Origin of the sequence: Polaribacter tangerinus (assembly GCF_038024095.1) — a bacterium.
GTDB lineage: Bacteria > Bacteroidota > Bacteroidia > Flavobacteriales > Flavobacteriaceae > Polaribacter > Polaribacter tangerinus.
In genome coordinates this window covers 726,972-753,390 of record NZ_CP150668.1, presented here as the reverse complement: position 1 = coordinate 753,390, position 26,419 = coordinate 726,972, and the positions used below count along the sequence as shown (strand labels likewise).

Sequence of the window (26,419 nt, the reverse complement as noted above, 5' to 3'; positions counted from 1 at the left end):
AATGAGCAAATTAAAACTTATTATACAGAGAGAGTTTATTGCAAAGGTTCGTAACAAATCTTTTTTAATGATGACTTTCTTAAGTCCGTTGTTAATGATAGGTATGGGTGCCTTAGTGTTTTTTTTGATGAAAAAGAATGACGAAAAAGTTAAAGAAATAGTGTATGTAGATAATTCTAAACTATTTACCAAAGATGATTTTACAGATACAAAAACTATACATTATCAAGATTTTACTGCATTAGGTATTACAGAAACTAAGAAAAAAGTAGCCGATGGTAATTATTATGGTGTTTTGTATATACCACAAAAAGACAGCTTAGAATTATTAGCTAAATCTATAGAGTTTTATTCTAAAGACACCCCTGGTTTTTCTGTAATTGGTGTTTTAGAAGGTAAAATTGAGAATAAAATTAGGAATGAAAAGTTAACAAGTTTAGGTATTGATGTAGCTCAGATTAAAGCTTCAAAAATTGCTACCGATATAAAAATGTATAATTTTTCTGGAGAGGAGTCCTCAAAGCTAATAAATGGCTTAAAAATTGGGGTAGGAGCAATTGCAGGATATTTATTAATGATGTTTGTAATTATTTATGGTTCTTCGGTAATGCGAAGTGTAATAGAAGAGAAAACAAGTAGAATTATAGAAATTATAGTCTCGTCTGTAAAACCATTTCAGTTAATGTTAGGAAAAATTATAGGAAACGCCTCAGCTGGTTTGGTACAATTTTTTATTTGGGGAATATTACTACTCGTTATTTCTTCTGTACTGTCTGCAATTTTTGGTATAAATGTTGTAGAAATGCAAACTGCAAGAATACCAGATGCACAAATGGAAGTTGTAAAAGATGCTGCGGGTATAGATAAAGTTCAATTGTTAATTCAGGAAATAGCAAGTTTACCTCTATTAAAACTATTTATACTATTTATATTTTACTTTTTAGGAGGATTTATGCTTTATAGTTCTTTATTTGCAGCAGTTGGTGCTGCAGTAGACAACGAAACAGATACTCAACAGTTTATGCTACCTATAATGTTGCCACTAATTTTAGGCGTTTATGTTGGTTTTGCAACGGTTATTAATGAGCCACATGGTTCTATGGCGGTGTTGTTTTCTCATATTCCGTTTACGAGTCCTATTGTAATGCTTATGAGAGTTCCTTTTGGGGTTTCTTGGTTAGAAATAGTACTTTCTATGAGCTTATTAGTCGCTACTTTTGTTTTTATGGTTTGGTTGGCATCAAAAATTTACAGAGTTGGTATTTTAATGTATGGCAAAAAACCAACATACAAAGATTTATATAAATGGTTAAAATATTAAGAAATGCAAGATAGTATAGCAAATGTAACAGATACAATTGTTGGTGAAACAAACTCTATTTTAAATCATACTTTTCATTTATCAGACAAAATAAGTATTAGTGTAAGAGGACTTTTATTTATTGTTATTTCATTAGTAATAACTTCTGTAGTGTTAAAATTAGTTCGTAGAATAGTAACAAAAAAATTACCTGAAAACGATAAACCCAAATTTGTAACTGTATTTACCTACTTAAGATGGTTTGTGTATTTAGTTATTTTTTTAGTAGCTATGAATGCATCCGGAGTAAATGTTACAGCAGTTTTTGCAGCTTCTGCAGCTTTACTAATAGGTGTTGGTTTGGCAATGCAAACCTTGTTTCAAGACATTATTTCTGGTCTTTTTATTTTAGTAGATCAGTCTGTACATGTGGGGGATATTATTGAATTAGAAGGTAAAGTTGGGCGTGTTTTAGAAATTCGATTAAGAACAACTAGAGCGGTTACAATAGATAATAAAGTATTGGTAATTCCAAATCATTTGTATCTAACAAATATTCTTTATAATTGGACAGAGAACGGAACAGAAACAAGAGAAAATGTAAATGTAGGGGTTGCTTATGGTAGTAATGTTGCGTTGGTTAAGCAATTGCTAATAGAGGCTGCCAATGAGCATGATGCTATTTTATCGGAGCCTGCACCCAATGTTTTGTTTACAGAATTTGCAGATAGTTCACTTAATTTTTCTTTGGTTTTCTCTTTAAATAATAGTTTTGAAGCTAGATTTGTACAAAGTGATTTACGTTTCGAAATAGATAAAAAATTTAGAGAAAATAAAGTGCAAATTCCTTTTCCACAAAGAGATGTTCATTTATTTCAGAAATCTTAATAAGTAAGAGAAAGTCCTTTTTTTACATCAATAAAAAACAACCCTAAAAAATATAACAGATGAGTAGAATACTAATTATTGAAGACGAAGCTGCCATTAGACGGGTATTAATCAAAATTATATCCGAAGAAAATGACACCTATAATGTAGAAGAAGCATCTGATGGTTTGGAAGGGATAGAGAAAATAAAAAATAATGAGTATGATTTGGTGTTTTGTGATATTAAAATGCCAAAAATGGACGGTGTAGAAGTATTAGAAAAAGCAAAAAAGATAAAACCAGAAATTCCGATTGTGATGATTTCTGGTCACGGCGATATAGAAACAGCTGTAAACACGATGCGTTTGGGTGCTTTTGACTACATATCGAAACCACCAGATTTAAATCGTCTTTTAAATACCGTTAGAAATGCACTTGAAAAGAAAACGCTTGTTTTAGAAAATAAACGTCTCAAAAAAAAAGTGAGTAAAAATTATGAGATGATTGGAGAAAGTGCAGCAATTTCTCATATAAAAGACATCATAGAAAAAGTTGCGGCTACTGATGCAAGAGTTTTAATTACCGGACCAAACGGAACAGGAAAAGAGTTAGTGGCACATTGGTTACATGAAAAATCCGACAGACATAAAGCGGCATTAATTGAGGTTAATTGTGCAGCCATACCATCTGAATTGATAGAAAGTGAACTTTTTGGACATGTAAAAGGCTCTTTTACTGGAGCTAATAAAGACAGAGCAGGAAAATTTGAAGCAGCAAATCACGGAACTATATTTTTAGATGAGATAGGCGATATGAGTTTGTCTGCACAAGCAAAAGTTTTAAGAGCATTACAAGAAAATAAAATAGCCAGAGTAGGAAGTGATAAAGATATTAAGGTAAATGTAAGAGTGATTGCTGCTACTAACAAAAACCTACAAGAAGAAATTACGCAAGGAAGGTTTCGAGAAGACTTGTACCACAGATTGGCAGTAATTTTAATAAAAGTACCAGCATTAAATGATCGGAGAGATGATATTCCTTTACTAGTAAATTTTTTTGCAAGTAAAATTTGTGAAGAACAAGGAATTCCTGAAAAAATATTTTCTGAGGAAGCTATATCTCTGTTGCAAGACTATAATTGGACAGGTAATATTAGAGAACTCAGAAATGTTGTGGAGCGCCTACTTATTTTAGGTGAAAAAACGGTATCTGCTAATGATGTAAAACTTTTTGCTAGTAAATAGTATAAAACTATTTAAAATCATAAAAGCTATAAATAAAGTTGATTGAAATATAAAAACTTCCCATTAACTTTTCTCTTTTTTGCAAGTGTTGATTGGTATCTTTGTGGTGTAAAAAAATAATATTTAACCCAATTAAAATTATAAAAACATGGCAACAGCAGTTGGTAAAAAATTTCCAGATTTAAATGTAGATGCAATGAACGATATGGGAGATACGTTCAAAATTAACGTCTTAGAAGAGGCCGTTAACAACAAAAAGAAAGTGTTATTATTTTGGTATCCAAAAGATTTTACTTTCGTTTGCCCAACAGAATTACATGCTTTTCAAGCTGCATTAGCAGAATTCGAAAAAAGAAATACTATTGTTATAGGTGCTTCTTGCGATACACCTGAAGTTCATTTTGCATGGTTAAGTACTTCTAAAGACAATGGTGGTATAGAAGGAGTAACTTACCCAATATTGGCAGACAGTAATAGAAATTTATCATCTATTTTAGGAATTCTAGACATTACAAACGAAACTTTTGATGAGGCTACGCAAACAGTTCAGGTAGAGGGAGATAATGTTACGTACAGAGCAACTTATTTAATTGATGAAGAAGGTACTGTTTTTCATGAAGGAATAAACCATATGCCAGTAGGTAGGAATGTAAATGAGTTTTTACGTTTAATTGATGCTTATGCACACGTTCAAAAAAATGGAGAAGTGTGTCCAGCAAACTGGGAAGAAGGTAAGGAAGCAATGGCTGCTAATGCAAAAGGTACTGCAGAGTATTTATCTAAGCACTAGCCAAAATACTTCATACAGGTTTGAAGCAGTCTTTTTTGAAATCAATTAGATTGCTTCAAATTACAATAAATTTACAAAAAAAAATCTAAGAAAATGGTACAAGAATTATCCGCGGACAATTTACAAGAAATTGTAAAATCTAACAATAAAGTAATTGTGCAATATTCTGCAACATGGTGTGGAAATTGTAGAATTATGAAACCAAAATTTAAGAAATTAGCTACTGAAAATGAAGGGGTTACTTTTGTAATTGCCGATGCAGAAAAGTTTCCAGAAAGTAGAAAATTAGCAGATGTTAGTAATTTACCAACTTTTGCAACTTTTGAAAACGGTGCTAAGAAAAATCAAGTACAAACTAATAAGTTCGAAGTTTTAAAAGACTTGGTAAACGAAGTAAACTAAGTGTTTGTTTAAATAATACAACCAAAAAAGTATGAAATTACCAGTAATTAAACATTTAACTAATTTTATCGAAGAGAACGATCAAGATTATGTGTTAGAAACTATTGAAACTTTAGAGGCTTTAACAGAAGTTCCTTCTTTAAAAGATGAAGAATTAGATGTTATAGGTGAGTTAATTTCTAATATGTATGGTGCTGTAGAAGTAGATAAAATGGTAAAAGAAGGCACGCCAAAAAAAGAAGCTTTAAACAGTTTTATGAAGCGTGTACTAGGTTCTATAGATAATTAATATTGTTTCTATTTAATTCGAACTAAATTTTCTAAATTATCTTTGAATAAAAAAATCTCAAATGATTCATTTGAGATTTTTTTATTCAATTAGTTGAAGTATAATTTCGAGCAGAAATAAAGGTCATATTATTAGTACAAAACTCTAAAATACATTCTTATAGATTATTCAAATAGTTCTTGGCAACAAAATCAGCCATTTCTTGTCCCCATATAGTATACGTTTGTTTACTTGGGTGTATACCATCACTAAAATAAATGGAAGTATCTTTATTTTTAAGTCCATGCTTATGAGTCCATTTTTGTAGAGTAATCACTTCTTTGTTATAATATACTTTCGGGTGTTTTGTAACTACTTTATATAATTGCTTACCAAGAATTTCTACTAAGTTTCCGATCACAAATTTTATTGTTTTTGTAAACGCAGGAAACTCTTTAATTGGTGGCATATTTGTAAAATAAATGGGTGTTTTAGGATATTTATGTCTCAATATTTGAATAATATTATCGATATCTTTTGCCCATTTTTTTGGAGAATTTAGTGTAAAAGCATCGTTTCCGCCAAGTCCTATTACAATAACATCTACAGAGATAGTTGGTAAATTTACCATAGTTTTTTGGGCTATTTTTGATGCCGTATAACCACTTTTGGCATAAACTACCCATTTAATATTGTGCTGCAGTAAGGTAGAAAGTCTTTTAGCAAACGCACCACTAAATCCATTTTTATGAGTATCTACTCCAACACCAGCAATTGTGCTTTCTCCAATACATAAAACTTGTAATGTGTTTTTGTAGCTATTATTAACAAAGCCTTTTGGTTTTTTTGCAGGAGGAAGCCTAGGTACATTTTTGCGTATGTTTTTTCCTTGAAAGTATACAATAGGAAACAAAGGTAAAGCTATAAGAAACCCAAAAATGTATAGTAATTGCATTATGTTATTGCTTTTTGAGCATTTACTCTTTTCACAATTTCCTTTAACCGCTCTTTGTGTAGTTTTTTTTCTAGCTTTACTTTGTTAATTTTTCTATTCATTAACTTGGTATGCTTCGCTTTGTTTAGCGTGTTTTTTTCTTTTCCTTTTTTTGGCATATTTTTTTAAAATTGAAATAGAAAACCTGCTAACCTTTCTATTCTATCTAATTTCTACTATCTTCGTTTTACAAAAATAGGAAAAATAAAATGGCAAAAAACACCAAGAATTATATTGTAATTGCTCTAAAAGGAATGGCTATGGGAGCCGCAGATGTTGTGCCAGGTGTATCTGGTGGTACCATTGCATTTATCACCGGAATTTATGAAGAGTTGCTCAGTGCTATAAGCAACATCAACTTACAATTACTAATTACAATAAAAAAAGAAGGTTTTAAGGCTGCTTGGAAAACTATAAATGGAAACTTTCTTTTGGCATTAGGTATCGGAATATTTATTAGCATCTTAACACTAGCAAAATCTATAAAATGGTTGTTAGAAAACGAGCCTATTTTACTATGGTCTTTTTTCTTCGGATTGGTGCTAGCAAGTATTATTTACATAGGTAAACAAATTACAAAATGGACAATTTATGCTGTTTTAGGATTGATTTTGGCAGGTTTTATAGCCTATTATATTACTACATTAACTCCCTTAGTTAGTGAGAATTCCTCTTTGTTGTTTTTGTTTTTAGCTGGAGCTATTGCTATTTGCGCTATGATTTTACCAGGTATTTCTGGTGCTTTTATTTTAGTATTATTGGGTGCTTATAAACCTATTTTAGCTGCTGTTAACGATAGAGATTTAAAAACTATTGCAGTAGTTGGTTTAGGGGCAATTGTAGGTTTATTATCTTTTTCTAAAATATTAAAATGGCTCTTTGCCAATTATAAAAATGTTACTTTATCTGTATTAACAGGTTTTATTATAGGCTCACTTAATAAAATATGGCCATGGAAAATTACTACATCAGTTTTTGTGAAAGAAACAGGTGAAACAATTCCTTTTTCTCAAGTTTCAGAACTTGGTAGTCTTTTTGTGTATCAGCAACAAACTTCTAATTTCGAAGGTTATAAAATCGCATTAGAAAAAAGTGTGCTTCCCACTCATTTTTCGGAAGTAAATAATTTTTTAGACGCACAAATATTGCCAGCTATACTTTTGGCTATTGCAGGATTTGTACTTATTTTATTGATGGAAAAGTTAGCCATAAAAAAACAATAATGCCTACACAAAGAAGTTTAGCAGCAAAAACAATCCTTTTTTTAAAAGGCTTAGCAATGGGTGCAGCTAATAAAGTACCAGGTGTTTCTGGGGGTACAGTATCTTTTGTATTTGGGTTTTATGAAGAGTTAATTTATTCTTTTAAAAAAATTAATCTAACGGCTATAAAACTACTTATCAACGGTCGTTTTAAGAGCTTTTTTTACTATACTAATGCTCAGTTTTTACTTCTAATAATGGGAGGTAGCATTTTTAGCTATTTTAGTATTTCGTTAGTATTAGATTATTTTTTGGTGAATTATGAGCTGTATGTTTGGAGTTGGTTTTTTGGAATGATTATTGGCTCGGTAATTTATATCGCTAAAGGATTTGGTGAATGGAATGCCAAAAATATTTCTTCACTTCTTATAGGTGTTGTTGTTGGTTTAGGAATTAGTTTTTTAAAACCTGCTTCGGAAAATGATAATTTGTGGTTTGTGTTTTTATGTGGTATTGTAGGAGTTTCTGGTATGACTTTACCTGGTTTGTCAGGTTCTTTTATCCTTATTTTAATGGGAAACTATGTATTACTTCTTGTAGATGCTGTAAATGAGTTATTTTTTATTACAACAAGTATACTAATGGGTAATTTTGATGTGTTAGAGGATCCTGAAAAAATTAGGTACCTTAAAATAATAAGTGTTTTTACAGCAGGTTCTATTTTTGGTTTGGTTACTTTTTCGCATATTTTGGGCTATGTTTTAAAAAAATATAATGCTATTGTAACAGCTGTTATTATTGGGTTTATTACAGGTTCTTTAGGTATTGTTTGGCCTTGGAAAAAGGCTATTTATTTACAGCAAAACGATACTTTTTTGCTAGATAAAACCGGACAAAAAATAGTGGCAAATTACGAACGTTTTATTCCAGATGTTTTAAGTTCAGAAACTTGGTTTGCTATTTTATATATATTTATTGGTGTTGGTTTAATTGTTATTATAGATTTTTATGGAAGAAATAAAAAATAAAACTTTTGGTTTGTTAGGAAAAAATATTTCCTATTCTTTTTCTCGTGGATATTTTACTGAGAAATTTTTAAAACTAAATTTAACAAATCATAATTACGTAAATTTCGATTTACAAACCATAGAAGATTTTCCATCAATTTTAAAAAGCACACCTTTTTTAGGAGGTATTAATGTGACCATACCATACAAAGAAGCTGTTTTGCCTTACCTAGAAATGTTAGACGATACAGCCAAAGATATTGGGGCAGTAAATACTATTAAAATAGTAAAAAACGGACAATTAAAAGGATATAATTCTGATGTTGTTGGGTTTACAAAATCTATTATTCCTTTAATTAAAGAGCATCACAAATTTGCGCTTATTTTAGGAACTGGTGGGGCTTCTAAGGCAGTTGCTTATGGTTTACATAAGCTTGGTATTTCCTATAAATTTGTGTCTAGAAAGCCGTCTAAGGCAAATGAAATTAGCTATAGCAGTTTGTCTGAACAAGTATTAAAAAAATATCAGTTAATTGTAAACTGCACTCCTTTAGGTACATCACCAGAAATAGAAAAATATCCTGATATTCCTTATCAATATCTTACGAACTTACATTTATTGTACGATTTAATTTACAATCCTGTTCTTTCTACTTTTTTATCAAAAGGAAAAGCGCAAGGAGCCATTGTAAAAAATGGATATGAAATGTTGGAACTACAAGCAGAAGAATCTTGGCGTATTTGGAATCTATAGTATGCTAATTTTATGGTAACAATTTGTTTGGTTTGTAAGTTGTCTGTATCTTTATAGACTTATAATAATAGTTATTATAAATTGAACTTAAAGATTGTAGATATGTTAGATACAAATGAAGAAAACGTTGAAAAAACGGTACCCAAATCAGAAGACACAAATCTAGACCACGCCAAGGCAAGTAATAAATCGACAAAGGAAGCTGAAAAAGAAGCGGAAATTACTGCAGATAAAGCAGTAGAGGAGGTGGAGCAATCTGTGGCAGAAGATGCAGAAAATGAGGCCGAAATTGAAGATAATTCAGTAGATTATGCAAGCATGTCTCTAGAAGATTTGGTAGCACTACTTCAAAAAATTATATCCAACAATCCGGTTCATAGAGTAAAAAATCAGGTAGAAAATATTAAGAGTGCTTTTAACAAAAAATTTGGTGCGTTGTTGGCAGAGAAAAAACGTATTTTTTTAGAAGAGGGCGGTAACTCAATAGATTTTCAGTTTTCGAGTCCTGTTAAAATTACATACAATCAATTGCTTTCAGATTATAAAAAACAGCGAGATTCTTACTACAAAAATCTAGAAAATCAGCTAAATGATAATTTAGAAAAGAGATTGCAAGTAATAGAGCAATTAAAAGATTTAATAGAAAATGCTGAGCCAGCAACGATGTACAAGCAATTTAAAGAATTGCAAAATACATGGAGTACCATTGGGCCTGTTTCTAAAACAAAATACAATGATACTTGGAAAATTTATCACCACCATGTAGAGCGTTTTTATGATTTGTTGCATTTGAGTAATGATTTTAGAGAGCTCGACTTTAAAAATAATTTAGAGAAAAAGTTAGCCATTATAACACAAGCAGAAGCTCTTGTAGATGCAAAAGATATAAATGTAGCTTTTAAAGAATTACAAGAACTACATAAAATCTGGAAAGAAGAAATTGGTCCTGTTGCTAGAGATGTAAGAGAAGAGGTATGGGGAAAATTTAGTGAAGCAACAAAAAAAATTCACGATAGAAGACACGACTACTTTAAGGAGCAGAGATCAAAAAATCAAGATATTATTGAAGAAAAATTACAAGTAGTAGCAAAGTTGAATGCTTATGATACTTCAAAAAACAAAACTCATAGAGATTGGCAAAGGAGTATGAAAGAGGTAGAAGAAATTAGGCAAGAGTATTTTAAAGCAGGAAAACTACCATACTCTAAAAGCGAAGAAATTTGGCAACAATTTAAAAAGGCTACTAAGAAATTTAACAGTGCAAAAAATCTTTTTTACAGAGAAGAGAAAAAAGAGCAACAAGAAAACTTACGAAACAAACAAGCTTTATTAGAAAAAGCAATATCTTTAAAAGATAGTGAAGATTGGGACAGCACCACTGAAATATTTAAAAAGATTCAGTCTGACTGGAAAAAGATTGGTCATGTACCTAGAAAGTTTTCAGATGCTATTTGGAAAGAATTTAAAAACACTTGTAACTTTTATTTCGACAGACTTCATAACCAAAAAAATGCTATAAGTAAAGAACAACAAGATATTGTAGATGCTAAAAAAGCCTTTTTAGAAAGTTTAAAAGAAATAGCTTCTCCTACAAAAGAAGTTGTATTACAGGCTATGGAAGATTGGAAAAATTTAGGAGTTTTACCAAGAAACGTTAGGCATTTAGAAGGAAAGTTTAATAAACAAATAGATAACTTGTTAGAAGGCCTTAATGTGAGTAAAGAAGAGGTAGAAATGCTAAAGTTTACCAATTTAATAGACGGTTTGTTAGCAAATGGAGATGTTAGAAGATTAGATTCTGAGCAATTGTCGGTTAGAAAAAAAATTGATGAAATTGTAAGAGAAATGCAGCAGTTGGAGAACAATTTAGGCTTTTTCTCAAATGCAAAAGACGATAACCCATTAGTTGTAAATGTAAAAAATAGTATAGATGCTTTTAAAAGAGATTTAAAAGTATGGAAAAAGAAACTTAAGTATATTAAGAAATTAGATTACTAATTTTATTTTTAAGGTATAAAAAAACTCGAAGTTAAAACTTCGAGTTTTTTTATGGTTATCATCTTTTTAAGATGCAAAAAGCTTATCTATTTTTTCTTTTTCTTCATCTGCAAGTGCAGCATCTACTAAAATACGTCCGCTGTGTTCATCTATAGTTATTTTCTTTCTATTCGCAATTTCTAACTGAACTTGTGGTGGTATAGTAAAGTAAGAGCCACCAGAAGCACCTCTTTCTATTGCTACAACAGCCAGTCCATTTTTAACCTTATTACGTATTCTAGAGTAAGCATTAAATAAATGCTCGTCTAAAGATTTAGAAAACTCTTCAGATTTTTCTAAAAGCAACTTTTCTTCTTTCTCAGTTTCTTTAAGAATTGCATCTAATTCAGCTTTTTTGTGGTTTAAATGCTTTTCTTGTTTTTCTTGCTTTTCTTTAGTAGCCTCTATAATCTCATTTTTTTGAGCAATTTTAGCTTTGTATTCATTAATTCTTTTTTCAGCTAGCTCAATTTCTAATCCTTGGTATTCAATTTCTTTAGCCAAAGAGTCAAATTCTCTGTTATTTCTAACATTTTTTTGCTGCTCTTCGTATTTAGCCATTAGTGCTTTAGAATCTTCAATAGCTTGTTTTTTGTTATTGATTTCAGTTTCTAAGTTAGCAGCATCTTCAGCTAAATTAGAAATACGGGTATTTAATCCGGCAACTTCATCTTCTAAATCTTCTACTTCTAGAGGGAGTTCTCCTCTTACGTTTCTAATTTCGTCAATTCTAGAGTCTATTAATTGTAAGTCATACAATGCTCTTAATTTTTGTTCAACTGAAACTTCTTTCTTTTTTGCCATGTTTATATATAATAAATTGGATTTGTACTTTTTTGCGATAAAACGATTGCAAAATTACTAAATTTTTTTGTAAGATAATCAACCAAAAGCTTTTTTGTAAACTGTTCGCTTTCATAATGACCAATATCGGCTATTAAAATACTTTTTTCTGCCTTAAAAAATTCGTGATATTTAAAATCGGCACTTACATATGCATCTGCACCTGCTTTTATAGCATTTGAAATTGCAAAACTACCCGAACCTCCGAGAACAGCAACTTTTTTTATTTTTTTATCAAGCAATTTAGAATGTCTAACACAGTCTGTTTGCATGGTAGATTTAATAAAATGTAAAAACTCGGTTTCCTCCATTTCATTTGGTAACTCGCCAATCATTCCCATACCAATATTTTGATGATAGTTTTCTGTAGTAACTACTTCAAAAGCAACCTCTTCATAAGGATGATTTTCTTTAAGGGCTTTTAATACGGTTTCTTCATGTCTACTCTCAAAAGTAACTGTTATTTGTTGTTCTTTTTGATGTGTTAATGTTCCGCTTTTTCCAATCACTGGATTCGCCTTTTCATTTCCTTTAAAAGTACTTATTCCTTCGTTTAAAAAAGAGCACTCAGTATAATTGCCAATTGTACCTGCACCAGCATCGAACAAAGACTTTTTTAGTTTTAAAGCGTTGGACTCTGGAACATAAGTAGTCAGTTTTTTAATAATTCCTTTTTTAGGAATTAATATTTTTAAATTTTGCAAACCTAACACTTCGCCTATTTTTGCAGAGACACCGCTTGCAGAATTATCTAAGGCGGTATGTGTAGCATAAATTGCAACATCATTTTTTATTGCTTTCAAAACAACTCTTTCTACATAAGAATTTCCATTTAATTTTTTTAAACCTCCAAAAATTATAGGATGAAAACTAATAATGAGATTACAATTTTTAGAAATTGCTTCGTCTATGGTTTCCTCTAAGGTGTCTAAAGTAACTAAAACATTGGTTACGGTTGTTTGATGGCTTCCTACAAGTAAACCTACATTGTCAAAATCTTCAGCATATTTTAAAGGGGCTAATTCTTCTAAATAATTGGTAATGTCTTTTATCTTCATAAAATAAAATTATTAAGTCGCGCATCAAAGTTAACATTTTACAAGCATCATTTCATAAAAATCAATTATTTTCGTGATTATGAAATTATTTCGTTTTTTATTGTTTCCATTCGCAATACTCTATAATATAGTAACTACTATTCGTAATTTACTGTTTGATGTAGGTTTTTTTAAGGAAAATTCTTTTAAAACGCCAGTTATTGTAGTGGGAAATTTAAGTGTTGGAGGTACTGGTAAAACTCCACAGATAGAGTATTTAATTCGTTTACTATCGTCAAATTATAAAATAGCAGTTTTAAGTAGAGGTTACAAGCGTAAAACATCTGGTTTTATAGAGGTTAATCCTACGCATACAGCCGAAGAAGTTGGTGATGAACCTTTGCAGTTTTTTAAAAAATTTAAAAATATTTCAGTAGCAGTTTGTGCAGATAGAGTGGAGGGAATACAAAGTTTAAAAAAAAATATTAATCCGCAAATTGTATTATTAGATGATGCATTTCAACATCGAAGTGTTCGTGGTTCTGTTTCTATTTTACTAACTAAATATTCCGATTTATTTATAGATGATTATTTAATTCCAACAGGTAATTTAAGAGAATCTCGTTCTGGAGCAAAAAGGGCTACAGCTATTGTGGTTACTAAATGCCCATATGATTTTTCTGTTTCTGCTCAAAAAGTAATTAAAAATCGGTTAGAGAAATATAAAAAGAAAGTGTTTTTTACAAGTATTTCATACGCATCAAAAACAAAAGGAGCCTATGAAATATCTATAGAAGACTTACAAAATTATGAGGTTTTGTTAGTAACAGGTATTGCAAATCCTAGTTCGATGTTGTCTTTTTTGAGTGCTAAAAACATTCAATTTAAACATTTAAAATTTTCAGATCATCATCATTTTTCATCAAATGACATTCGAACTATAACACAAAGCTATCAACAATTAAAAGGAGAAAAAAAGGTTGTTGTAACTACAGAAAAAGATTTTGTACGATTACAAAACCGATTATCTCATTTGGTGTATTTAGAAATTGAAACAGCATTTTTAAATAATACGGCCTCAGATTTTAATACACTTGTTACTAAATTACTATAAAATTTTGTAGTGCAAGCTTTTTATAATACCGTCAGATAGCCCAATTTTTGGGACATATATTTTTCTAGCTCCACTCCATTTCATGGCCGATAAATATATTTTTGTAGCAGGTATAATTACATCGGCTCTATCTGGGTTTAAGCTAAGTTCAGAAATTCTATCCTCATAACTCATTTTTTTCAAAAACTGATATTGAGCGTCAAGATAAATAAAAGATATCGGTTTTCCTTCCGACCTACCAGACATTTTAAAAAGTTTATTAATGTTTCCGCCAGAGCCTATTAAAGCAATTCGTTTTAAATCTTTTGTATTTTTTTTAATCCATTTTTCTACATTGGCAAACATTTCTTTATTAACTGCTTTTTTATTATTTAGCAAACGAACAGTTCCCATTTTAAAAGATTTAGAGTTTACTATCTTTCCTTTAGAGAAAAGTGTAAACTCTGTGCTACCACCACCAACATCAACATATAAATAAGAATTATCTCCTTCTATAAGTTGATTTAAATCTGTAGACGATATAATTGCAGCTTCTTCTTTACCGCCAATAATATCTATTTTTACACCTGTTTTTTCTTGAATTTCTGTAACTACCATTTCTCCGTTTGATGCTTCACGCATGGCAGAGGTAGCGCAGGCTTTGTATTTTTCTACCTTATTTACTTTCATCAATAATTTAAATGCTTCCATAGCATCTACCATTCTTTCTATATTGGCACTGCTAATTTCTCCTTTTACAAAGGCATCTGCACCTAAACGAATAGGTACTCGAACTAATGATGATTTTTTAAATTGTGGTTCTTTATCTTCTGCCACAATTACATTGGCTATTAAAAGTCTTATTGCGTTGGAGCCAATGTCTATGGCGCCATATTTTTTTATTTCTAACAAACGTTTTTATTTAAGGTTTTTTGGAAATTCCACTAAAACGGTAGTTCCTTTTTTTATATTTTTCCAGTGTTTATCTTCAAATTGAATACCTATAACACCACAAGTTGGTACATGAGCTATCGGTTTACTACCGTATTTATTTACAAATGTATTAATACCGTGGTCATGACTAAAAATAATAGCAGAGTTAAAGCTGTCATCCAAAGCCTTAACAGTTTTTACCAAATACCCATCGCTAAAACTATATAATTGTTTTCTTATATACAGGTTCGAAAGTGGGTAGCTAAGGTTTTCACAAAAAATTACTGCTGTGTGTAATGCTCGGTTGGCACTACTAGACACAAAAACATCTGGCTTTGTAATTTCTTCTGCCAAAAAATTAGAAACTAAATGAGCGTCTTTTATTCCTCTTTTTTTTAAAGGTCTGTCTATATCTTCGATACCTTTATACTCCCAAGAAGATTTTGCATGTCTAACAATATAAATTGTTTTCATAGTTTTTATTAATAATGTACAATTAAAAATTAGGGAGCCAACCTTTCTAGTTTCCAAGAAAAATCCTCTTGTAGCGTATACCTAATTCTGTCGTGTAACCTATTGGGTCTTCCTTGCCAAAACTCTACAGATAAAGGTTTTACTAAATAGCCTCCCCAATGTGCTGGTCTTGGTATTTCTTTATTTTTGTATTCTTTTTCTAACGATGCTAAGTTTTCTTCTAATGCCTTTCTAGAGGGTACAACACTACTTTGGTTAGAAGCCCATGCACCTAATTTACTTCCTTCTGGTCTTGTTTCAAAATAACCATCAGATAAGTTTTCTGGTTGTTTTTCTGCTTTTCCTTTTATAATAATTTGTTGCTCTAGAGAAGGCCAAAAGAAAGACAAACAAATATTGTTGTTTTCTGCTATGGCAGTTCCTTTTTCAGAATTATAATTGGTGTAAAAGATAAAGCCTTCCCAAGTAAATTTTTTTAATAAAACAACTCTGTTTTTTGGAAAACCATCTTTTCCAATAGTTGCAATATTCATGGCATTAGTTTCCTCTACAGCGTCAGATTCGTCTGCTTTTCTAAACCATGTTTGAAAAAGCTCCATCGGATTTTCGGGACAATTATTCTCTAACAATTCTTCCTTTTCGTAAGATTTTCTGTAATTGCTTAAGTCTTTAGGCATTTTTATAAATTAATAAAGTAAAAATACAGAATTTTTTAAGGAATGAATATATTTTTTTGTTGAATTTTTAGTTGTTTTGAATGATAAAATATTTGGCTCTATTTTTTTCTGATTTGAAAGAATACTATTTTTAGTGATATGTTTTAAACTAAAAAGATATCTCGACATTTCGATTTTTATTTAGTAACTTTAAGTTTCAATTTTAATCCATTTATGACAATGAATATTACAGCAATTTTTGATTCTTTATGGAAAGAATATACGGATAGGACTCCTTCAGCTAAAAAAATTAAAAAGCTATTTATGCAAGAAGGTAATGAGGTTTTTAATGATCATGTGGCTTTTAGAACTTTTGATGATGCTCGTGTAAATATAAATGTTTTGGCCAAACCTTTTATAGAAGCTGGCTACGTGCCATGTGGAACGTATACTTTTGAGGCAAAAAAACTTCATGCAGTTCATTTTGAGCACAAAACAGATAAAAATTTGCCAAGGGTTTTTATTAGTCAACTAAAAGTAAGAGAGTTTTCTAAAGAGCTGCAAGATGTTGTAAGTTCTTTAATTAATCAAATTCCAGAAAGCGATTTAACTGGTAGTAGTTTAGTTTTTAAAGGAAGGTTATGGCAAACACCAAGTTTTAAGGTGTACGAAATGCTGCAAAAAGAATCGGAATATGCTGCTTGGTTATATGTAAACGGATTTTGTTCTAATCATTTTACCGTTGATGTAAATAAGTTATCTACTTTTTCTTCTTTAGAAGATGTTAATCAATTTTTAAAAGAAAATGGTTTTCAATTGAACACGTCTGGAGGAGAAATAAAAGGAACTCCTGCACAATTATTAGAGCAGTCTAGTATTTTGGCAGATAGAATACCAGTTCATTTTAAAGAAAAAACAGTAGAGGTAACTTCTTGTTATTATGAGTTTGCATACAGATATCCTATGAAAAACGGAGACTTGTATTCTGGGTTTATAGCAAGTTCTGCCGATAAAATTTTTGAGAGTACAAACATGAAATCTAAATAGTTATTTGCTATTATTTGTTATAATTACTAAACCAAGATACGTTAAACATCCATTTAAAACTAAAACAAAAAATCCAAAATCAAATTTTAAATAGGTATTGGAATAGCTACTTATTAAAAAGGTAAGTATGGGAGCCAAGATACAAATAATAGGTACTAATGTATCTTTTACCATCTTTTTACTAAATAAGCCAAAAGCATAAAGCCCTAAAAGTGGCCCGTAAGTATAACCAGCTGCTTTAAAAATATTGGCAATTACACTTTCATCTGCAATAAAATATTTGAAAATTAAAATAGTAGCAATTAAAATTAAAGAGAATAAAACATGAATTTTTTTCCTAATAATTTCTTGTTCCTGTTTATCCTTTCTTTTATCTATCTCTAAAATATCTATACTAAAAGAGGTTGTTAGAGAGGTAAGTGCAGAATCTGCACTAGAATACGCTGCAGCAATTAATCCTAATAAAAAGAAAGTTGCTGTAGCAAAGCCTAATTTTCCTTGTGTAGCAATAACTGGAAATAATTGGTCTTTCTCTGCTGTTATATCGTTAGCTTGAGCGTAATCGGTAAGTAAAACCCCTAAAGCTAAAAATAAAAAATTAACAATTACCAATACAAGCGTAAACCAAAACATATTTTTTTGAGCATCTTTTAGGTTTCTACATGTTAGGTTTTTTTGCATCATATCTTGGTCTAAACCAGTCATAACAACTGCTATAAAAGCACCAGATAAAAACTGTTTCCAAAAGTAATTTCCTGCATTTACATCCTCAAAAAAGAAAGTTTTCGAAAGCTTGTTATTCGCTATATATTCAAAAATATTATCTATTTGCATTGTATCTGAAACAGTGTAAATACATACTCCTACGGCTATTAACATAAATAACGTTTGCAGCGTATCTGTCCAAACTATTGTTTTGATACCTCCTTTAAAGGTATACAACCAAATTAATAGAATAGTAATAGAAACTGTTACCCAAAACGGAACTCCGTAGGCATCGAACAATATTACTTGTAAAACATTGGCCACTAAAAAAAGTCGAAATGCAGCACCAATAGTTCTAGAAATTAAAAAGAAACTTGCTCCAGTTTTATATGCGTAGCGTCCAAATCTATCTTCTAAATACGTGTAAATAGAAGTTAAATTTAGTTTGTAGTATAAGGGTAGTAATACTAGGCCAATTACAGCGTATCCAAGCACATAGCCTAATACCATTTGAAAATAGCTCATGTTATCTGAAGCCACCCAACCAGGAACAGAAATAAAGGTTACGCCAGAAAGCGATGCGCCAATCATACCAAAGGCAACTAAATACCATGGAGACGAATTATCTGCCTTAAAAAAAGTAGTGTTGTTTGCCGTTTTTCCGGTGCGATAGGAAATGAATATCAGCACAGAAAAATAAGCAATTATTAGAATTAGAATATATAATGGTTGCATGTGAAAGTGATAACTTTTAAAGTACGAATATATGGTTTTTACGATATAAAAATCTATAAAATTTTTAGTTTGTAAAGTATTCGGTATTATTAAAATACACTAAATTCTTGATGTGTTTTTTATGCAGATTTTGGTTTTTATGTATTAAATTTGCTGTCATGGATTTTTCATCAAAATTATTAGAAAATGCTGTAAACGAGGTTTCTCGTTTACCTGGTATTGGAAAAAGAACAGCTTTGCGTTTGGTGTTACATTTGTTAAAGCAACCAAAAGAACATACAAAGTTTTTGGCTGATGCATTACAACATTTAAGAAACGATATAAAAACGTGCGAAAAATGCCATAATATTTCAGATACTTTGTTGTGTGATATTTGTCAGAACCCGAAAAGAAATGCAGAAATTGTTTGTGTAGTAGAAGATATTAGAGATGTTATGGCTATAGAAAGCACTTCTCAATACAAAGGTTTGTACCATGTTTTGGGAGGTAAAATTTCTCCCATTGAAGGTATTGGTCCACAAAATTTACAAATAGATTCTTTAGTAGAAAAAATTGCAAAAGGTGAGGTAAAAGAGTTAATTTTTGCATTAAGCTCTACAATGGAGGGCGATACTACTAATTTTTATATTTTTAAGCAGATAGAAAAATTCGATATTACCACTTCTACAATTGCTCGTGGTATATCTGTAGGTGACGAATTGGAATATGCAGACGAGGTAACTTTGGGTAGAAGTATTGTTAACAGAATACCATTTGCACAATCTTTAAAGGCATAAAAAAAAGTCCTGATTCGGACTTTTATCTAAAATTTTAAAAAAAATTATTTTTCTTCGTTAGGTAGTTGGTTAGTATTTGTGGTTGAATTATCCCAAGATTTTTTACTTCTGATTCTTTTGTAAAGTTTTATAGCAAGCATTAACAGTACTCCGAAAAGAAGTATTCCTACTACTCCCCAAATCCAATTAATAGCACTTTTTACAGTTACTAAAAATACCACAGCAAACAGAATAATGGTTGTAATTTCGTTAAACATTCTTAACTGAAAAGCAGAATATTTAATCTTATTTTTTTGAAGTTTATTAAAAATATTTTGACAAAACCCATGGTAAAAATACAAAGCCAACACGAAAGCTAATTTTACAAGCATCCAAGATTCAGACAAGTAATACGGATTTTTAACAAGCATCCAAAAAGCAAAGATACTAGCTAAAATTGCAGATGGCCATGTAATTATATACCATAACCTTTTGCTCATAAGCTTGTATTGAGTTTGTAAAATAGATTTTGCCGGTTCTAGTTTATTTTCAGCCTCTGTTTGATATATAAAAAGCCTTGGAATGTAAAATAAACCGGCAAACCAGGTAATCACAAAAATGATATGTAATGCTTTTACATATAAAAAATCCATAGTATTAGTTTATTTTTTGATGTGTCTGTAAGTTTTCGTTAACTTTATTTGACAACCCCTTTTTTGTTCCAATCTTCTATCCAATTTGCGAGTACTTGAACCCAATCGTCATTATCATTTATACATGGTATTGCATGAAACTCTTGTCCGCCAGCTTCTAAAAAATCTTCTTTTCCTTCCATGGCAATTTCCTCTAACGTTTCTAAACAATCAGATACAAATGCAGGAGTAACTACTGCCAATTTTTTTACACCTTCGTCAGGATATTTTTCTATCATTTTATCTGTGTAAGGTTGTAACCAAGGGTCTCCTGCCAATCTCGATTGAAATGAGACAAAATATTGATGCGGTTGTAAGTTTAAGTATTCTACTACTTGCTTGGTAGTTTCATAACATTGATGTTTGTAACAAAACTCATGTGCTGCAGAGTTTGTTTTACAACATTCAAAATTTACACTATCAGATGGGTTGCAGTGCTTTTTTGTTATATCAGATTTTCGAACATGTCTTTCTGGAATACCGTGATAAGAGAATAAAATTTTATCCCATTCTTTGTCCTCTAAATGGTTTTTAATACTTTCTGCCAATACTTTTATATAGTCTTTTTTATTGTAAAAGGCAGGAATGTCTGAAAAGGTCATTTGTGGAAAATATTTTTGTCGTAATTCTTCCGCTAAAACCAAAATTGTTTCAGTAGTTGCCATGGCAAATTGAGGATAAAGTGGCACAATTAAAACCTCGGTAACCCCTTTGTTGTGCAATTCTTGTAAACCTGTTTTTATTGATGGTTTTCCATAACGCATTGCTAAAGCAACAGGCAACTCTGTTTTATTTCTTACTTTTTTTATTAACCTTTCCGATAAAACAATTAATGGAGAGCCTTCATCCCACCATATTTTTTTATATGCTTTAGCAGATTTTTTTGGTCTTGTATTTAATATAATACCTCGTACCAATATTGTTCTGAGCCATTTTGGCGCATCAATAACTCTTTCATCCATTAAAAACTCATCAAGGTATTTTCTTACATCTTTTGTAGAGGTACTGTCTGGGGATCCTAAATTTACTAATAAAACTCCTTTCATAATTTTACTAAAAATAATTCCTAAGAAATTATTATATATTTTATTTATTTAATTAAAGTAATTTGTTGGTGGCTTCATACAATGTAATTGCCAAACTATGTATTACGTTCATACTAGAATTTCTACCATACATGGGTATAGAAATTGTAAAATCTAATAAACTAACATCGTTAATTCCGTTTCTTTCACTTCCCAAAAGTAACACAATTTTTTCATGATTTTTAAAATTGAAATTTTGAATAGGAATACTTTTATCAGTTATTTCTATACCAATAATAGTGTTCCCTTCTGCTTTTAATTTTGTTATAAGTGTTTTAAAATTAGAATAAACACTATGTGAAATTTGATTTTCGGTATTTCTGGCTGTTTTTTTTACAATTCTATTTTCTGAAGATGGAGAATTTTCGTGAAAATATATTTTAGAGACTCCAAAACTTTCAGAAATTCGAAAGCACATACCAATGTTTTCAGGTGTTCTAATAGCGTCACAAACAATAGTTATTGGAAACTTTTTTTGTAAATTTTCTATTTGATAATGGGTTAGTTGTTCCAAATTTTACCTATTTAAGCTCATTACATATTTTTTTGGTGTTGTACCAAATTTCTTTTTAAAAGCAGCAATAAAATGACTGGCTGTGCTGTATCCTACCTGAACCCCAACTTCATTTACATTGTATTGGTTGCTTTCTAAAAGTTTTCTAGCTTGTTCCATCTTGTAATCAAAAAGAAAACTATAAACTGTATCGCCATAAATTTGTTTAAATCCTTCTTTTAATTTTTTTAAATTTAAGCCTATTTCGTTTGCTAATTCTTGTAGACTTGGTGGTTCTGCCATTCTAGAAATTATAATATCTTTTGCTTTTCTTATTTTTAATACGTTTTGTTCATCAACTAAAAAAGGACAATACTCGCCTGTAGTGCTTTCATCTTTCTGAAAATGCAAACTAAGCAATTCGTATATTTTACCTTTTACATATAATTCTCGAATAGAACTATTGGTATTCGAATTAATAATTTGTTGTAAAACAATGGCAACCGTTGGTTTTATTTCTGTATCATCATAAAATTTTCGATGGCTATTTTCATCACTTAAAAAAGGAATATATCCCGATTCTTTAGAAAATAGTGAGTGAAATTTTTCAATTGAAATTAACAAAGAAACTAACGTAGTTTTAGATTGTATTTCTAAGTTTATAGGCAATGTTCTTTGCGGGTTGTACAAAAGTATAGACCTGTTGTCTAAAACATCAAAAGTATAATTTCCATCATTAAATAGAAATTTTGAGTTTCCTCGCAAACAAAAGTGCATTTGAATAAATGAACTATCTATTTTTCTTTCAAAAGTTATGGCCTCTTCGCTTTCGTTCTGAAAATGAAGTACATAAAAACCTTTTTCTAGGTTTATTTCCTCGAAAGAACTTTCTCCGACATTTTTTATCATAAAAAATAATTAGTTACTTTTCTTTTTATTTAGAATCATTCTATATAAAAATGATTAAAACCCTTTTAAACATTGCAAAAATAAGGCATTTTATAGGTTTTATTGTTAAAAATGAATTAAAAAACATTCAACGTTATTAAAAGTACTTTTAGCGATATTTTTTTGTAATTGAAGTTTCTACTTTTGCATCATCTTTAGAATTTTATGAAAGAACTAGGGCAAGAGCACTTTTACAATATTGGAGTAAGTTACAGAAAGGCAGACGCGGAAACTCGTGGTAAATTTTCTGTTACCAAAGAGAACCAAATTGCACTTTTAAAAGCAGCAAAACTTAGAGGTGTTTCTGGAGTGTTTATTATTTCTACATGTAACCGAACAGAAATTTTTGCCTTTGCAAATAGGCCTTGTCTTCTAATAGAGTTATTGTGTGATTTTTCTGAAGGAACTACCAAAGATTTTACAGAAATTTCTCATGTATATCAAAATCAGCAAGCTATTCATCATTTATTTCGAATAGGAACTGGTTTAGATAGCCAAATTTTGGGCGATTATGAAATTGTTGGTCAACTAAGGCAATCATTTAAACTAGCCAAAAAGTTAAAAACCACAAATTCTTATGTAGAGCGTTTGGTTAATATAGTTTTACAGGCAAGTAAAAAAGTAAAGAATACTACTAAGTTAAGCTCGGGCACTACTTCTGTTTCTTATGCGGCAGTTCAATACATTATAAAAAATGTACCAAATTACAACCAAAAAAACATTCTTGTGTATGGTTTGGGTAAAATGGGAAAGCATACTTGTAAGAATCTTGCAGAATATACCAATAATAAGCAAGTTTGTTTAATTAATAGAACAGAAGAAAAAGCAACTGCTTTTGTAAAGGAGCACGTATCCATTCGCAAAGCTATTATTAAAGATTTATCATTAGAAATAAAAAAGGCAGATGTGTTAATAGTTTCTACTGGCGCAGAAAAACCAACGGTTACCAAAGAGCACATATCTAACAATAAGCCATTATTAATTCTAGATTTATCTATGCCAGAAAATGTAGCGCATAGCGTTAAAGATTTTAACAATATTTCTTTGGTTAATGTTGATGAGTTATCAAAAATTACCGATGAAACCCTTGCCGTCAGACAAGCTGAAATACCATTAGCAGAAAAAATAATTGCAATACATAAAGAAGAGTTTAACGATTGGTTAAACCACAGACGTTTTACTCCCGCAATTGCAGCTCTTAAAAATTCTTTAGAAACCATAAAGAAGGATGAAATTAATTTTCAAAAAAAGAAAATTTCTAATTTTGATGAAAATCAAGCAGAAATTTTAACTTCACGTTTTATTCAAAAAATTACAACACAATTTGTAAAGCATCTAAAACAAGAGGGTACCTCGGTTTCCGAAAGTATAGATGTTATTCAAAAAGTGTTTCAATCATAACCCAAAAAACATGCAAAAAATAATAAGAATAGGAACCCGCGAAAGTGAATTAGCGCTTTGGCAGGCTAATAAAGTTAAAAAAGAATTGGCTGTTTTAGGTTATGAATCTGAGTTGGTTCCTATTAAATCTACTGGAGATATAGTATTAGATAAACCTCTTCATGAATTAGGAATTACAGGTATTTTTACAAAAAACTTAGATATTTCTATGCTAAATGGAGATATCGATATAGCGGTTCATTCTTCAAAGGATGTGCCGACTGTTTTACCTAAAGGAATTGTACAAGCAGCTATTTTAAAACGTGCCAATTACACAGATATTTTGGTTCTAAAAGATACCGAAGAATTTTTTGGTCAACCTAATGGAGTTATCGCTACAGGTAGTTTACGAAGAAAAGCACAGTGGTTAAACCGTTACCCAACCCACAAAGTAGAAGGATTGAGAGGAAATGTAAATACTCGTTTAGAAAAATTAAAAAATAGCGATACTTGGAATGGAGCCATTTTTGCAGCGGCAGGTTTAGAGCGATTAGGTTTAAGAGATAAAGGAGCAATACCATTAACATGGATGATTCCAGCTCCTGCACAGGGAGCAATTATGGTTACTGCTCTAGAAAACGATACATTTGTTTTAGATGCATGCGAGCAGTTAAATCATCACGAATCTAAAGTTTGTGTTGGTATAGAAAGGGAGTTTTTAAATTTATTAGAAGGTGGTTGTACTGCGCCTATTGGTGCCTTGGCATATGTAGATGAAAAAACATCTGAAGTAAATTTTAAAGGTGTATTGCTTAAGAGAGACGGAACCAAAAAAATTACCGTTACAAAAAATGTAAAATTAGGTAGTCATCATTATTTAGCTAAAGATTGTGCAGACTATGTAATTAATAGAGGTGGGAAAGAGTTAATAAAAGAAGACACCGAAGTCGCCACTAAAATTGCCCATGTCTATGCAACAAAAAAACTTTCTGAGTTACAAAAAGAAACTCTTTCGAATGCCATAGGAATAGAAGATAGCGATTTTATAAAAATGCGTTTTAATAGAATTCCTTTAAAAGCAGTAACTAATGTTCATGATAATGTAGTTATTACAAGTCAGAATGGTGTAGCAGCTATTTTAAATTCTTTCACAAAAAATGAACTAAACTTTACCAATATTTTTTGTGTTGGTAGAAGAACCAAAAAACTTATAGAAAAAAATATTGGAAAGGTTACTTATGCCGCAAAAAATGGTTTAAAACTAGCAGAATATATTGCTAGTCAAAAAAATATAAAAGCCGTTTCTTATTTTTGTAGCGATATTAGACTAGATGATTTACCAAATTATTTAAGAAATAAACAAATAGAAGTATCAGAAATTGAAGCTTATAAAACAATGTTAAGTCCGGTTAAAGTGCCAGATACTTTTGGCGGTATCCTTTTCTTTAGCCCTTCTGGTATCGAGAGTTATTTACAAGAAAATACTACAAATAAAGTGGCATTTTGTATAGGAGAATCAACAGCTAAAATAGCAAGAAAACACTTTAAAGAGGTGGTTGTTGCCAATATGCCAGATGCAGAAAGCGTTTTAGAGACTGTAAATAGTTATTATGCAATTTCTCATAAAGAATAGAAAATACCACGCAGTAAAATTAGGCACAATTCTTAAATAATAGGAGGTATGTTTAGAACACGAAGATTAAGAAAAAAAGAAGGAATTAGAAGGTTGGTAAGAGAAACAAAACTTTCTGTAGAAGATTTTGTTTATCCTATTTTTGTAGAAGAAGGTAAAAACATAGAAACAGAAATTGTTTCGATGCCAGGCATAAAAAGATTTTCTTTAGATAAAATTTCTAAAGAGTTAGATGAGGTAGTTGCGTTAAACATACCCGCAGTATTATTATTTGGCATTCCTGCAAAAAAAGATGCAGAGGGAACAGAAACCTGGAACGATAACGGAATTATACAACAAGCAATTCGTTTTATAAAAAAGAACTATCCGAACTTATATGTAATTACAGATGTTTGCTTTTGTGAGTATACTTCTCATGGTCATTGTGGTATTATTCATGAAAATGATGTTGATAATGATGCAACTTTAGTAAACCTGGCAAAGCAAGTAATTTCTCATGCAAAAGCAGGTGTAGATATGGTAGCGCCCTCTGGTATGATGGATGGAACAACTGCTATGGTAAGAGATTCTTTAGATAATACAGGATTTTCTAACATACCAATTATGGCATATTCTGTAAAATATGCTTCTTCCTTTTACGGACCTTTTAGAGACGCTGCAGATTCTGCTCCTACCTTCGGAGACAGAAGAACATATCAAATGGATCCCTCAAATAGAGAGGAAGGAATGCGAGAAGCAACTTTTGATGATCAGGAAGGAGCCGACATTTTAATGGTAAAACCAGCACTGTCTTATTTAGATATTATTAGAGATTTAAAAAATAATTTCGATCGTCCTATTGCCTGTTATAACGTAAGTGGAGAATATGCAATGGTAAAAGCTGCTGCAGAAAAAGGATGGATAGATGGTGAAAAAGTAATGTTAGAAAGTTTACTTTCTATGAAAAGAGCTGGGGCAGATATTATTATTACCTATTTTGCCAAAGAAGCAGCAAAAGTGCTCCAAAAAAAATAAGGTTTTAAGTACACAAAAAGCAACATAAATC

Annotated in this window: 28 protein-coding genes; 16 read left to right on the top strand and 12 right to left on the bottom strand. The window is 30.6% G+C overall.

All coding sequences use genetic code 11. The features are described 5' to 3' along the window. The first annotated feature begins 1 nt into the window (after nt 1). The 6 genes from WHD54_RS03440 (at nt 2) to WHD54_RS03415 (ending at nt 4,892) form a co-directional block, all read left to right on the top strand. On the top strand, nt 2-1,321 hold the full coding sequence (locus WHD54_RS03440) for an ABC transporter permease (protein ID WP_088323255.1): 1,320 nt from the start codon (nt 2-4) through the stop codon (nt 1,319-1,321). A gap of 3 nt (nt 1,322-1,324) precedes the next feature. Next, a complete protein-coding gene (locus tag WHD54_RS03435) occupies nt 1,325-2,188 on the top strand; it encodes a mechanosensitive ion channel family protein (protein WP_088323254.1) in 864 nt (287 codons plus the stop codon). A gap of 59 nt (nt 2,189-2,247) precedes the next feature. Beyond that, nucleotides 2,248-3,411: a sigma-54-dependent transcriptional regulator gene (locus tag WHD54_RS03430; protein WP_088323253.1), complete on the top strand. Its 1,164-nt coding sequence runs from the start codon at nt 2,248-2,250 to the stop codon at nt 3,409-3,411. 148 nt (nt 3,412-3,559) lie between these two features. After that, entirely contained in the window at nt 3,560-4,201 is a 642-nt protein-coding gene (locus tag WHD54_RS03425; RefSeq protein WP_088323252.1) for a peroxiredoxin, read from the top strand. 93 nt (nt 4,202-4,294) lie between these two features. After that, entirely contained in the window at nt 4,295-4,603 is a 309-nt protein-coding gene (locus WHD54_RS03420; RefSeq protein WP_088323251.1) for a thioredoxin family protein, read from the top strand. Nucleotides 4,604-4,634: 31 nt separating this feature from the next. After that, entirely contained in the window at nt 4,635-4,892 is a 258-nt protein-coding gene (locus WHD54_RS03415; protein ID WP_088323250.1) for a DUF6952 family protein, read from the top strand. Nucleotides 4,893-5,049: 157 nt separating this feature from the next. Here WHD54_RS03415 and WHD54_RS03410 read toward each other — a convergent pair whose 3' ends face one another. Both WHD54_RS03410 and WHD54_RS03405 read right to left on the bottom strand, forming a co-directional pair. Then, nucleotides 5,050-5,826, bottom strand: a complete 777-nt coding sequence (locus tag WHD54_RS03410; RefSeq protein ID WP_088323249.1) for an SGNH/GDSL hydrolase family protein — start codon at nt 5,824-5,826, stop codon at nt 5,050-5,052. Then, complete coding sequence (locus WHD54_RS03405) at nt 5,826-5,984, bottom strand: hypothetical protein (protein ID WP_198943138.1); 159 nt, start codon at nt 5,982-5,984, stop codon at nt 5,826-5,828. Before WHD54_RS03405 ends, WHD54_RS03410 begins: the two co-directional genes overlap by 1 nt. A gap of 90 nt (nt 5,985-6,074) precedes the next feature. Between WHD54_RS03405 and WHD54_RS03400 the strand changes: the two genes are divergently transcribed. From WHD54_RS03400 to WHD54_RS03385, 4 genes are all read left to right on the top strand, one after another. Continuing rightward, nucleotides 6,075-7,088, top strand: a complete 1,014-nt coding sequence (locus WHD54_RS03400) for a DUF368 domain-containing protein (RefSeq protein ID WP_088323248.1) — start codon at nt 6,075-6,077, stop codon at nt 7,086-7,088. Further along, a complete protein-coding gene (locus tag WHD54_RS03395) occupies nt 7,088-8,095 on the top strand; it encodes a DUF368 domain-containing protein (protein WP_088323247.1) in 1,008 nt (335 codons plus the stop codon). The genes WHD54_RS03400 and WHD54_RS03395 overlap by 1 nt, the downstream gene beginning before the upstream one ends. Further along, nucleotides 8,076-8,828 (top strand): shikimate dehydrogenase family protein, encoded by a 753-nt coding sequence (locus WHD54_RS03390; RefSeq protein ID WP_088323246.1) that lies wholly within the window; start codon nt 8,076-8,078, stop codon nt 8,826-8,828. The genes WHD54_RS03395 and WHD54_RS03390 overlap by 20 nt, the downstream gene beginning before the upstream one ends. A gap of 81 nt (nt 8,829-8,909) precedes the next feature. Continuing rightward, nucleotides 8,910-10,826: a DUF349 domain-containing protein gene (locus WHD54_RS03385; protein WP_340767728.1), complete on the top strand. Its 1,917-nt coding sequence runs from the start codon at nt 8,910-8,912 to the stop codon at nt 10,824-10,826. Between the two features lie 66 nt (nt 10,827-10,892). Here the strand turns inward: WHD54_RS03385 and WHD54_RS03380 are convergent, their stop codons facing one another. Both WHD54_RS03380 and WHD54_RS03375 read right to left on the bottom strand, forming a co-directional pair. Next, the gene (locus WHD54_RS03380) at nt 10,893-11,669 is read right to left on the bottom strand and encodes a zinc ribbon domain-containing protein (protein ID WP_088323245.1); all 777 of its coding nucleotides are present in this window, start codon (nt 11,667-11,669) and stop codon (nt 10,893-10,895) included. Nucleotides 11,670-11,671: 2 nt separating this feature from the next. Beyond that, nucleotides 11,672-12,766 (bottom strand): Nif3-like dinuclear metal center hexameric protein, encoded by a 1,095-nt coding sequence (locus tag WHD54_RS03375; RefSeq protein WP_088323244.1) that lies wholly within the window; start codon nt 12,764-12,766, stop codon nt 11,672-11,674. A gap of 79 nt (nt 12,767-12,845) precedes the next feature. Between WHD54_RS03375 and lpxK the strand changes: the two genes are divergently transcribed. Then, nucleotides 12,846-13,859 carry a tetraacyldisaccharide 4'-kinase gene (gene lpxK / locus WHD54_RS03370; RefSeq protein WP_088323243.1) on the top strand — a complete coding sequence of 338 codons (1,014 nt, stop codon included), beginning with the start codon at nt 12,846-12,848 and terminating at the stop codon, nt 13,857-13,859. On the opposite strand, the gene WHD54_RS03365 is transcribed toward lpxK, so the two are convergent. The 3 genes from WHD54_RS03365 to pdxH are packed head-to-tail and all read right to left on the bottom strand — an operon-like array spanning nt 13,854 to nt 15,922. Further along, on the bottom strand, nt 13,854-14,750 hold the full coding sequence (locus WHD54_RS03365) for a Ppx/GppA phosphatase family protein (RefSeq protein ID WP_088323242.1): 897 nt from the start codon (nt 14,748-14,750) through the stop codon (nt 13,854-13,856). The two genes, lpxK and WHD54_RS03365, sit on opposite strands and share 6 nt — an antisense overlap. Before the next feature lie 6 nt (nt 14,751-14,756). Beyond that, nucleotides 14,757-15,245: a SixA phosphatase family protein gene (locus WHD54_RS03360; RefSeq protein WP_088323241.1), complete on the bottom strand. Its 489-nt coding sequence runs from the start codon at nt 15,243-15,245 to the stop codon at nt 14,757-14,759. A gap of 29 nt (nt 15,246-15,274) precedes the next feature. Further along, nucleotides 15,275-15,922, bottom strand: coding sequence for a pyridoxamine 5'-phosphate oxidase (pdxH, locus tag WHD54_RS03355; RefSeq protein WP_088323240.1), 648 nt, complete (start codon nt 15,920-15,922; stop codon nt 15,275-15,277). Between the two features lie 219 nt (nt 15,923-16,141). On the opposite strand from pdxH, the gene WHD54_RS03350 reads away from it, so the two are divergent. Continuing rightward, complete coding sequence (locus WHD54_RS03350; protein ID WP_088323361.1) at nt 16,142-16,948, top strand: DUF1338 domain-containing protein; 807 nt, start codon at nt 16,142-16,144, stop codon at nt 16,946-16,948. On the opposite strand, the gene WHD54_RS03345 is transcribed toward WHD54_RS03350, so the two are convergent. Further along, on the bottom strand, nt 16,949-18,388 hold the full coding sequence (locus WHD54_RS03345; protein ID WP_088323239.1) for a sodium:solute symporter: 1,440 nt from the start codon (nt 18,386-18,388) through the stop codon (nt 16,949-16,951). A 158-nt stretch (nt 18,389-18,546) separates the two neighbouring features. Between WHD54_RS03345 and recR the strand changes: the two genes are divergently transcribed. Further along, on the top strand, nt 18,547-19,164 hold the full coding sequence (gene recR, locus WHD54_RS03340) for a recombination mediator RecR (protein ID WP_088323238.1): 618 nt from the start codon (nt 18,547-18,549) through the stop codon (nt 19,162-19,164). Between the two features lie 44 nt (nt 19,165-19,208). Here the strand turns inward: recR and WHD54_RS03335 are convergent, their stop codons facing one another. From WHD54_RS03335 to WHD54_RS03320, 4 genes are read right to left on the bottom strand one after another with little or no spacing between them, the layout of a single operon-like run. Next, on the bottom strand, nt 19,209-19,796 hold the full coding sequence (locus WHD54_RS03335; protein WP_088323237.1) for a CopD family protein: 588 nt from the start codon (nt 19,794-19,796) through the stop codon (nt 19,209-19,211). A 44-nt stretch (nt 19,797-19,840) separates the two neighbouring features. Beyond that, nucleotides 19,841-20,881, bottom strand: a complete 1,041-nt coding sequence (gene hemH / locus WHD54_RS03330; protein WP_088323236.1) for a ferrochelatase — start codon at nt 20,879-20,881, stop codon at nt 19,841-19,843. Nucleotides 20,882-20,933: 52 nt separating this feature from the next. After that, nucleotides 20,934-21,434, bottom strand: coding sequence for a TrmH family RNA methyltransferase (locus WHD54_RS03325; protein ID WP_088323235.1), 501 nt, complete (start codon nt 21,432-21,434; stop codon nt 20,934-20,936). 3 nt (nt 21,435-21,437) lie between these two features. Next, nucleotides 21,438-22,322, bottom strand: coding sequence for a helix-turn-helix domain-containing protein (locus WHD54_RS03320; RefSeq protein ID WP_088323234.1), 885 nt, complete (start codon nt 22,320-22,322; stop codon nt 21,438-21,440). Nucleotides 22,323-22,526: 204 nt separating this feature from the next. Between WHD54_RS03320 and hemA the strand changes: the two genes are divergently transcribed. From hemA to hemB, 3 genes are read left to right on the top strand one after another with little or no spacing between them, the layout of a single operon-like run. Next, on the top strand, nt 22,527-23,762 hold the full coding sequence (gene hemA / locus WHD54_RS03315) for a glutamyl-tRNA reductase (RefSeq protein WP_088323233.1): 1,236 nt from the start codon (nt 22,527-22,529) through the stop codon (nt 23,760-23,762). 10 nt (nt 23,763-23,772) lie between these two features. Continuing rightward, nucleotides 23,773-25,374, top strand: a complete 1,602-nt coding sequence (gene hemC / locus WHD54_RS03310) for a hydroxymethylbilane synthase (protein ID WP_088323360.1) — start codon at nt 23,773-23,775, stop codon at nt 25,372-25,374. A 48-nt stretch (nt 25,375-25,422) separates the two neighbouring features. Beyond that, entirely contained in the window at nt 25,423-26,388 is a 966-nt protein-coding gene (gene hemB / locus WHD54_RS03305) for a porphobilinogen synthase (RefSeq protein WP_088323232.1), read from the top strand. The last annotated feature ends 31 nt before the right edge of the window (nt 26,389-26,419 follow it).

Coding starts and splice junctions, on each gene's coding strand:
- WHD54_RS03440 (WP_088323255.1), top strand. CDS start 2: ATGAGCAAATTAAAACTTATTATACAGAGAGAGTTTATTGCAAAGGTT.
- WHD54_RS03435 (WP_088323254.1), top strand. CDS start 1,325: ATGCAAGATAGTATAGCAAATGTAACAGATACAATTGTTGGTGAAACA.
- WHD54_RS03430 (WP_088323253.1), top strand. CDS start 2,248: ATGAGTAGAATACTAATTATTGAAGACGAAGCTGCCATTAGACGGGTA.
- WHD54_RS03425 (WP_088323252.1), top strand. CDS start 3,560: ATGGCAACAGCAGTTGGTAAAAAATTTCCAGATTTAAATGTAGATGCA.
- WHD54_RS03420 (WP_088323251.1), top strand. CDS start 4,295: ATGGTACAAGAATTATCCGCGGACAATTTACAAGAAATTGTAAAATCT.
- WHD54_RS03415 (WP_088323250.1), top strand. CDS start 4,635: ATGAAATTACCAGTAATTAAACATTTAACTAATTTTATCGAAGAGAAC.
- WHD54_RS03410 (WP_088323249.1), bottom strand. CDS start 5,826: ATGCAATTACTATACATTTTTGGGTTTCTTATAGCTTTACCTTTGTTT.
- WHD54_RS03405 (WP_198943138.1), bottom strand. CDS start 5,984: ATGCCAAAAAAAGGAAAAGAAAAAAACACGCTAAACAAAGCGAAGCAT.
- WHD54_RS03400 (WP_088323248.1), top strand. CDS start 6,075: ATGGCAAAAAACACCAAGAATTATATTGTAATTGCTCTAAAAGGAATG.
- WHD54_RS03395 (WP_088323247.1), top strand. CDS start 7,088: ATGCCTACACAAAGAAGTTTAGCAGCAAAAACAATCCTTTTTTTAAAA.
- WHD54_RS03390 (WP_088323246.1), top strand. CDS start 8,076: ATGGAAGAAATAAAAAATAAAACTTTTGGTTTGTTAGGAAAAAATATT.
- WHD54_RS03380 (WP_088323245.1), bottom strand. CDS start 11,669: ATGGCAAAAAAGAAAGAAGTTTCAGTTGAACAAAAATTAAGAGCATTG.
- WHD54_RS03375 (WP_088323244.1), bottom strand. CDS start 12,766: ATGAAGATAAAAGACATTACCAATTATTTAGAAGAATTAGCCCCTTTA.
- lpxK (WP_088323243.1), top strand. CDS start 12,846: ATGAAATTATTTCGTTTTTTATTGTTTCCATTCGCAATACTCTATAAT.
- WHD54_RS03360 (WP_088323241.1), bottom strand. CDS start 15,245: ATGAAAACAATTTATATTGTTAGACATGCAAAATCTTCTTGGGAGTAT.
- pdxH (WP_088323240.1), bottom strand. CDS start 15,922: ATGCCTAAAGACTTAAGCAATTACAGAAAATCTTACGAAAAGGAAGAA.
- WHD54_RS03350 (WP_088323361.1), top strand. CDS start 16,142: ATGAATATTACAGCAATTTTTGATTCTTTATGGAAAGAATATACGGAT.
- WHD54_RS03345 (WP_088323239.1), bottom strand. CDS start 18,388: ATGCAACCATTATATATTCTAATTCTAATAATTGCTTATTTTTCTGTG.
- recR (WP_088323238.1), top strand. CDS start 18,547: ATGGATTTTTCATCAAAATTATTAGAAAATGCTGTAAACGAGGTTTCT.
- WHD54_RS03335 (WP_088323237.1), bottom strand. CDS start 19,796: ATGGATTTTTTATATGTAAAAGCATTACATATCATTTTTGTGATTACC.
- hemH (WP_088323236.1), bottom strand. CDS start 20,881: ATGAAAGGAGTTTTATTAGTAAATTTAGGATCCCCAGACAGTACCTCT.
- WHD54_RS03320 (WP_088323234.1), bottom strand. CDS start 22,322: ATGATAAAAAATGTCGGAGAAAGTTCTTTCGAGGAAATAAACCTAGAA.
- hemA (WP_088323233.1), top strand. CDS start 22,527: ATGAAAGAACTAGGGCAAGAGCACTTTTACAATATTGGAGTAAGTTAC.
- hemC (WP_088323360.1), top strand. CDS start 23,773: ATGCAAAAAATAATAAGAATAGGAACCCGCGAAAGTGAATTAGCGCTT.
- hemB (WP_088323232.1), top strand. CDS start 25,423: ATGTTTAGAACACGAAGATTAAGAAAAAAAGAAGGAATTAGAAGGTTG.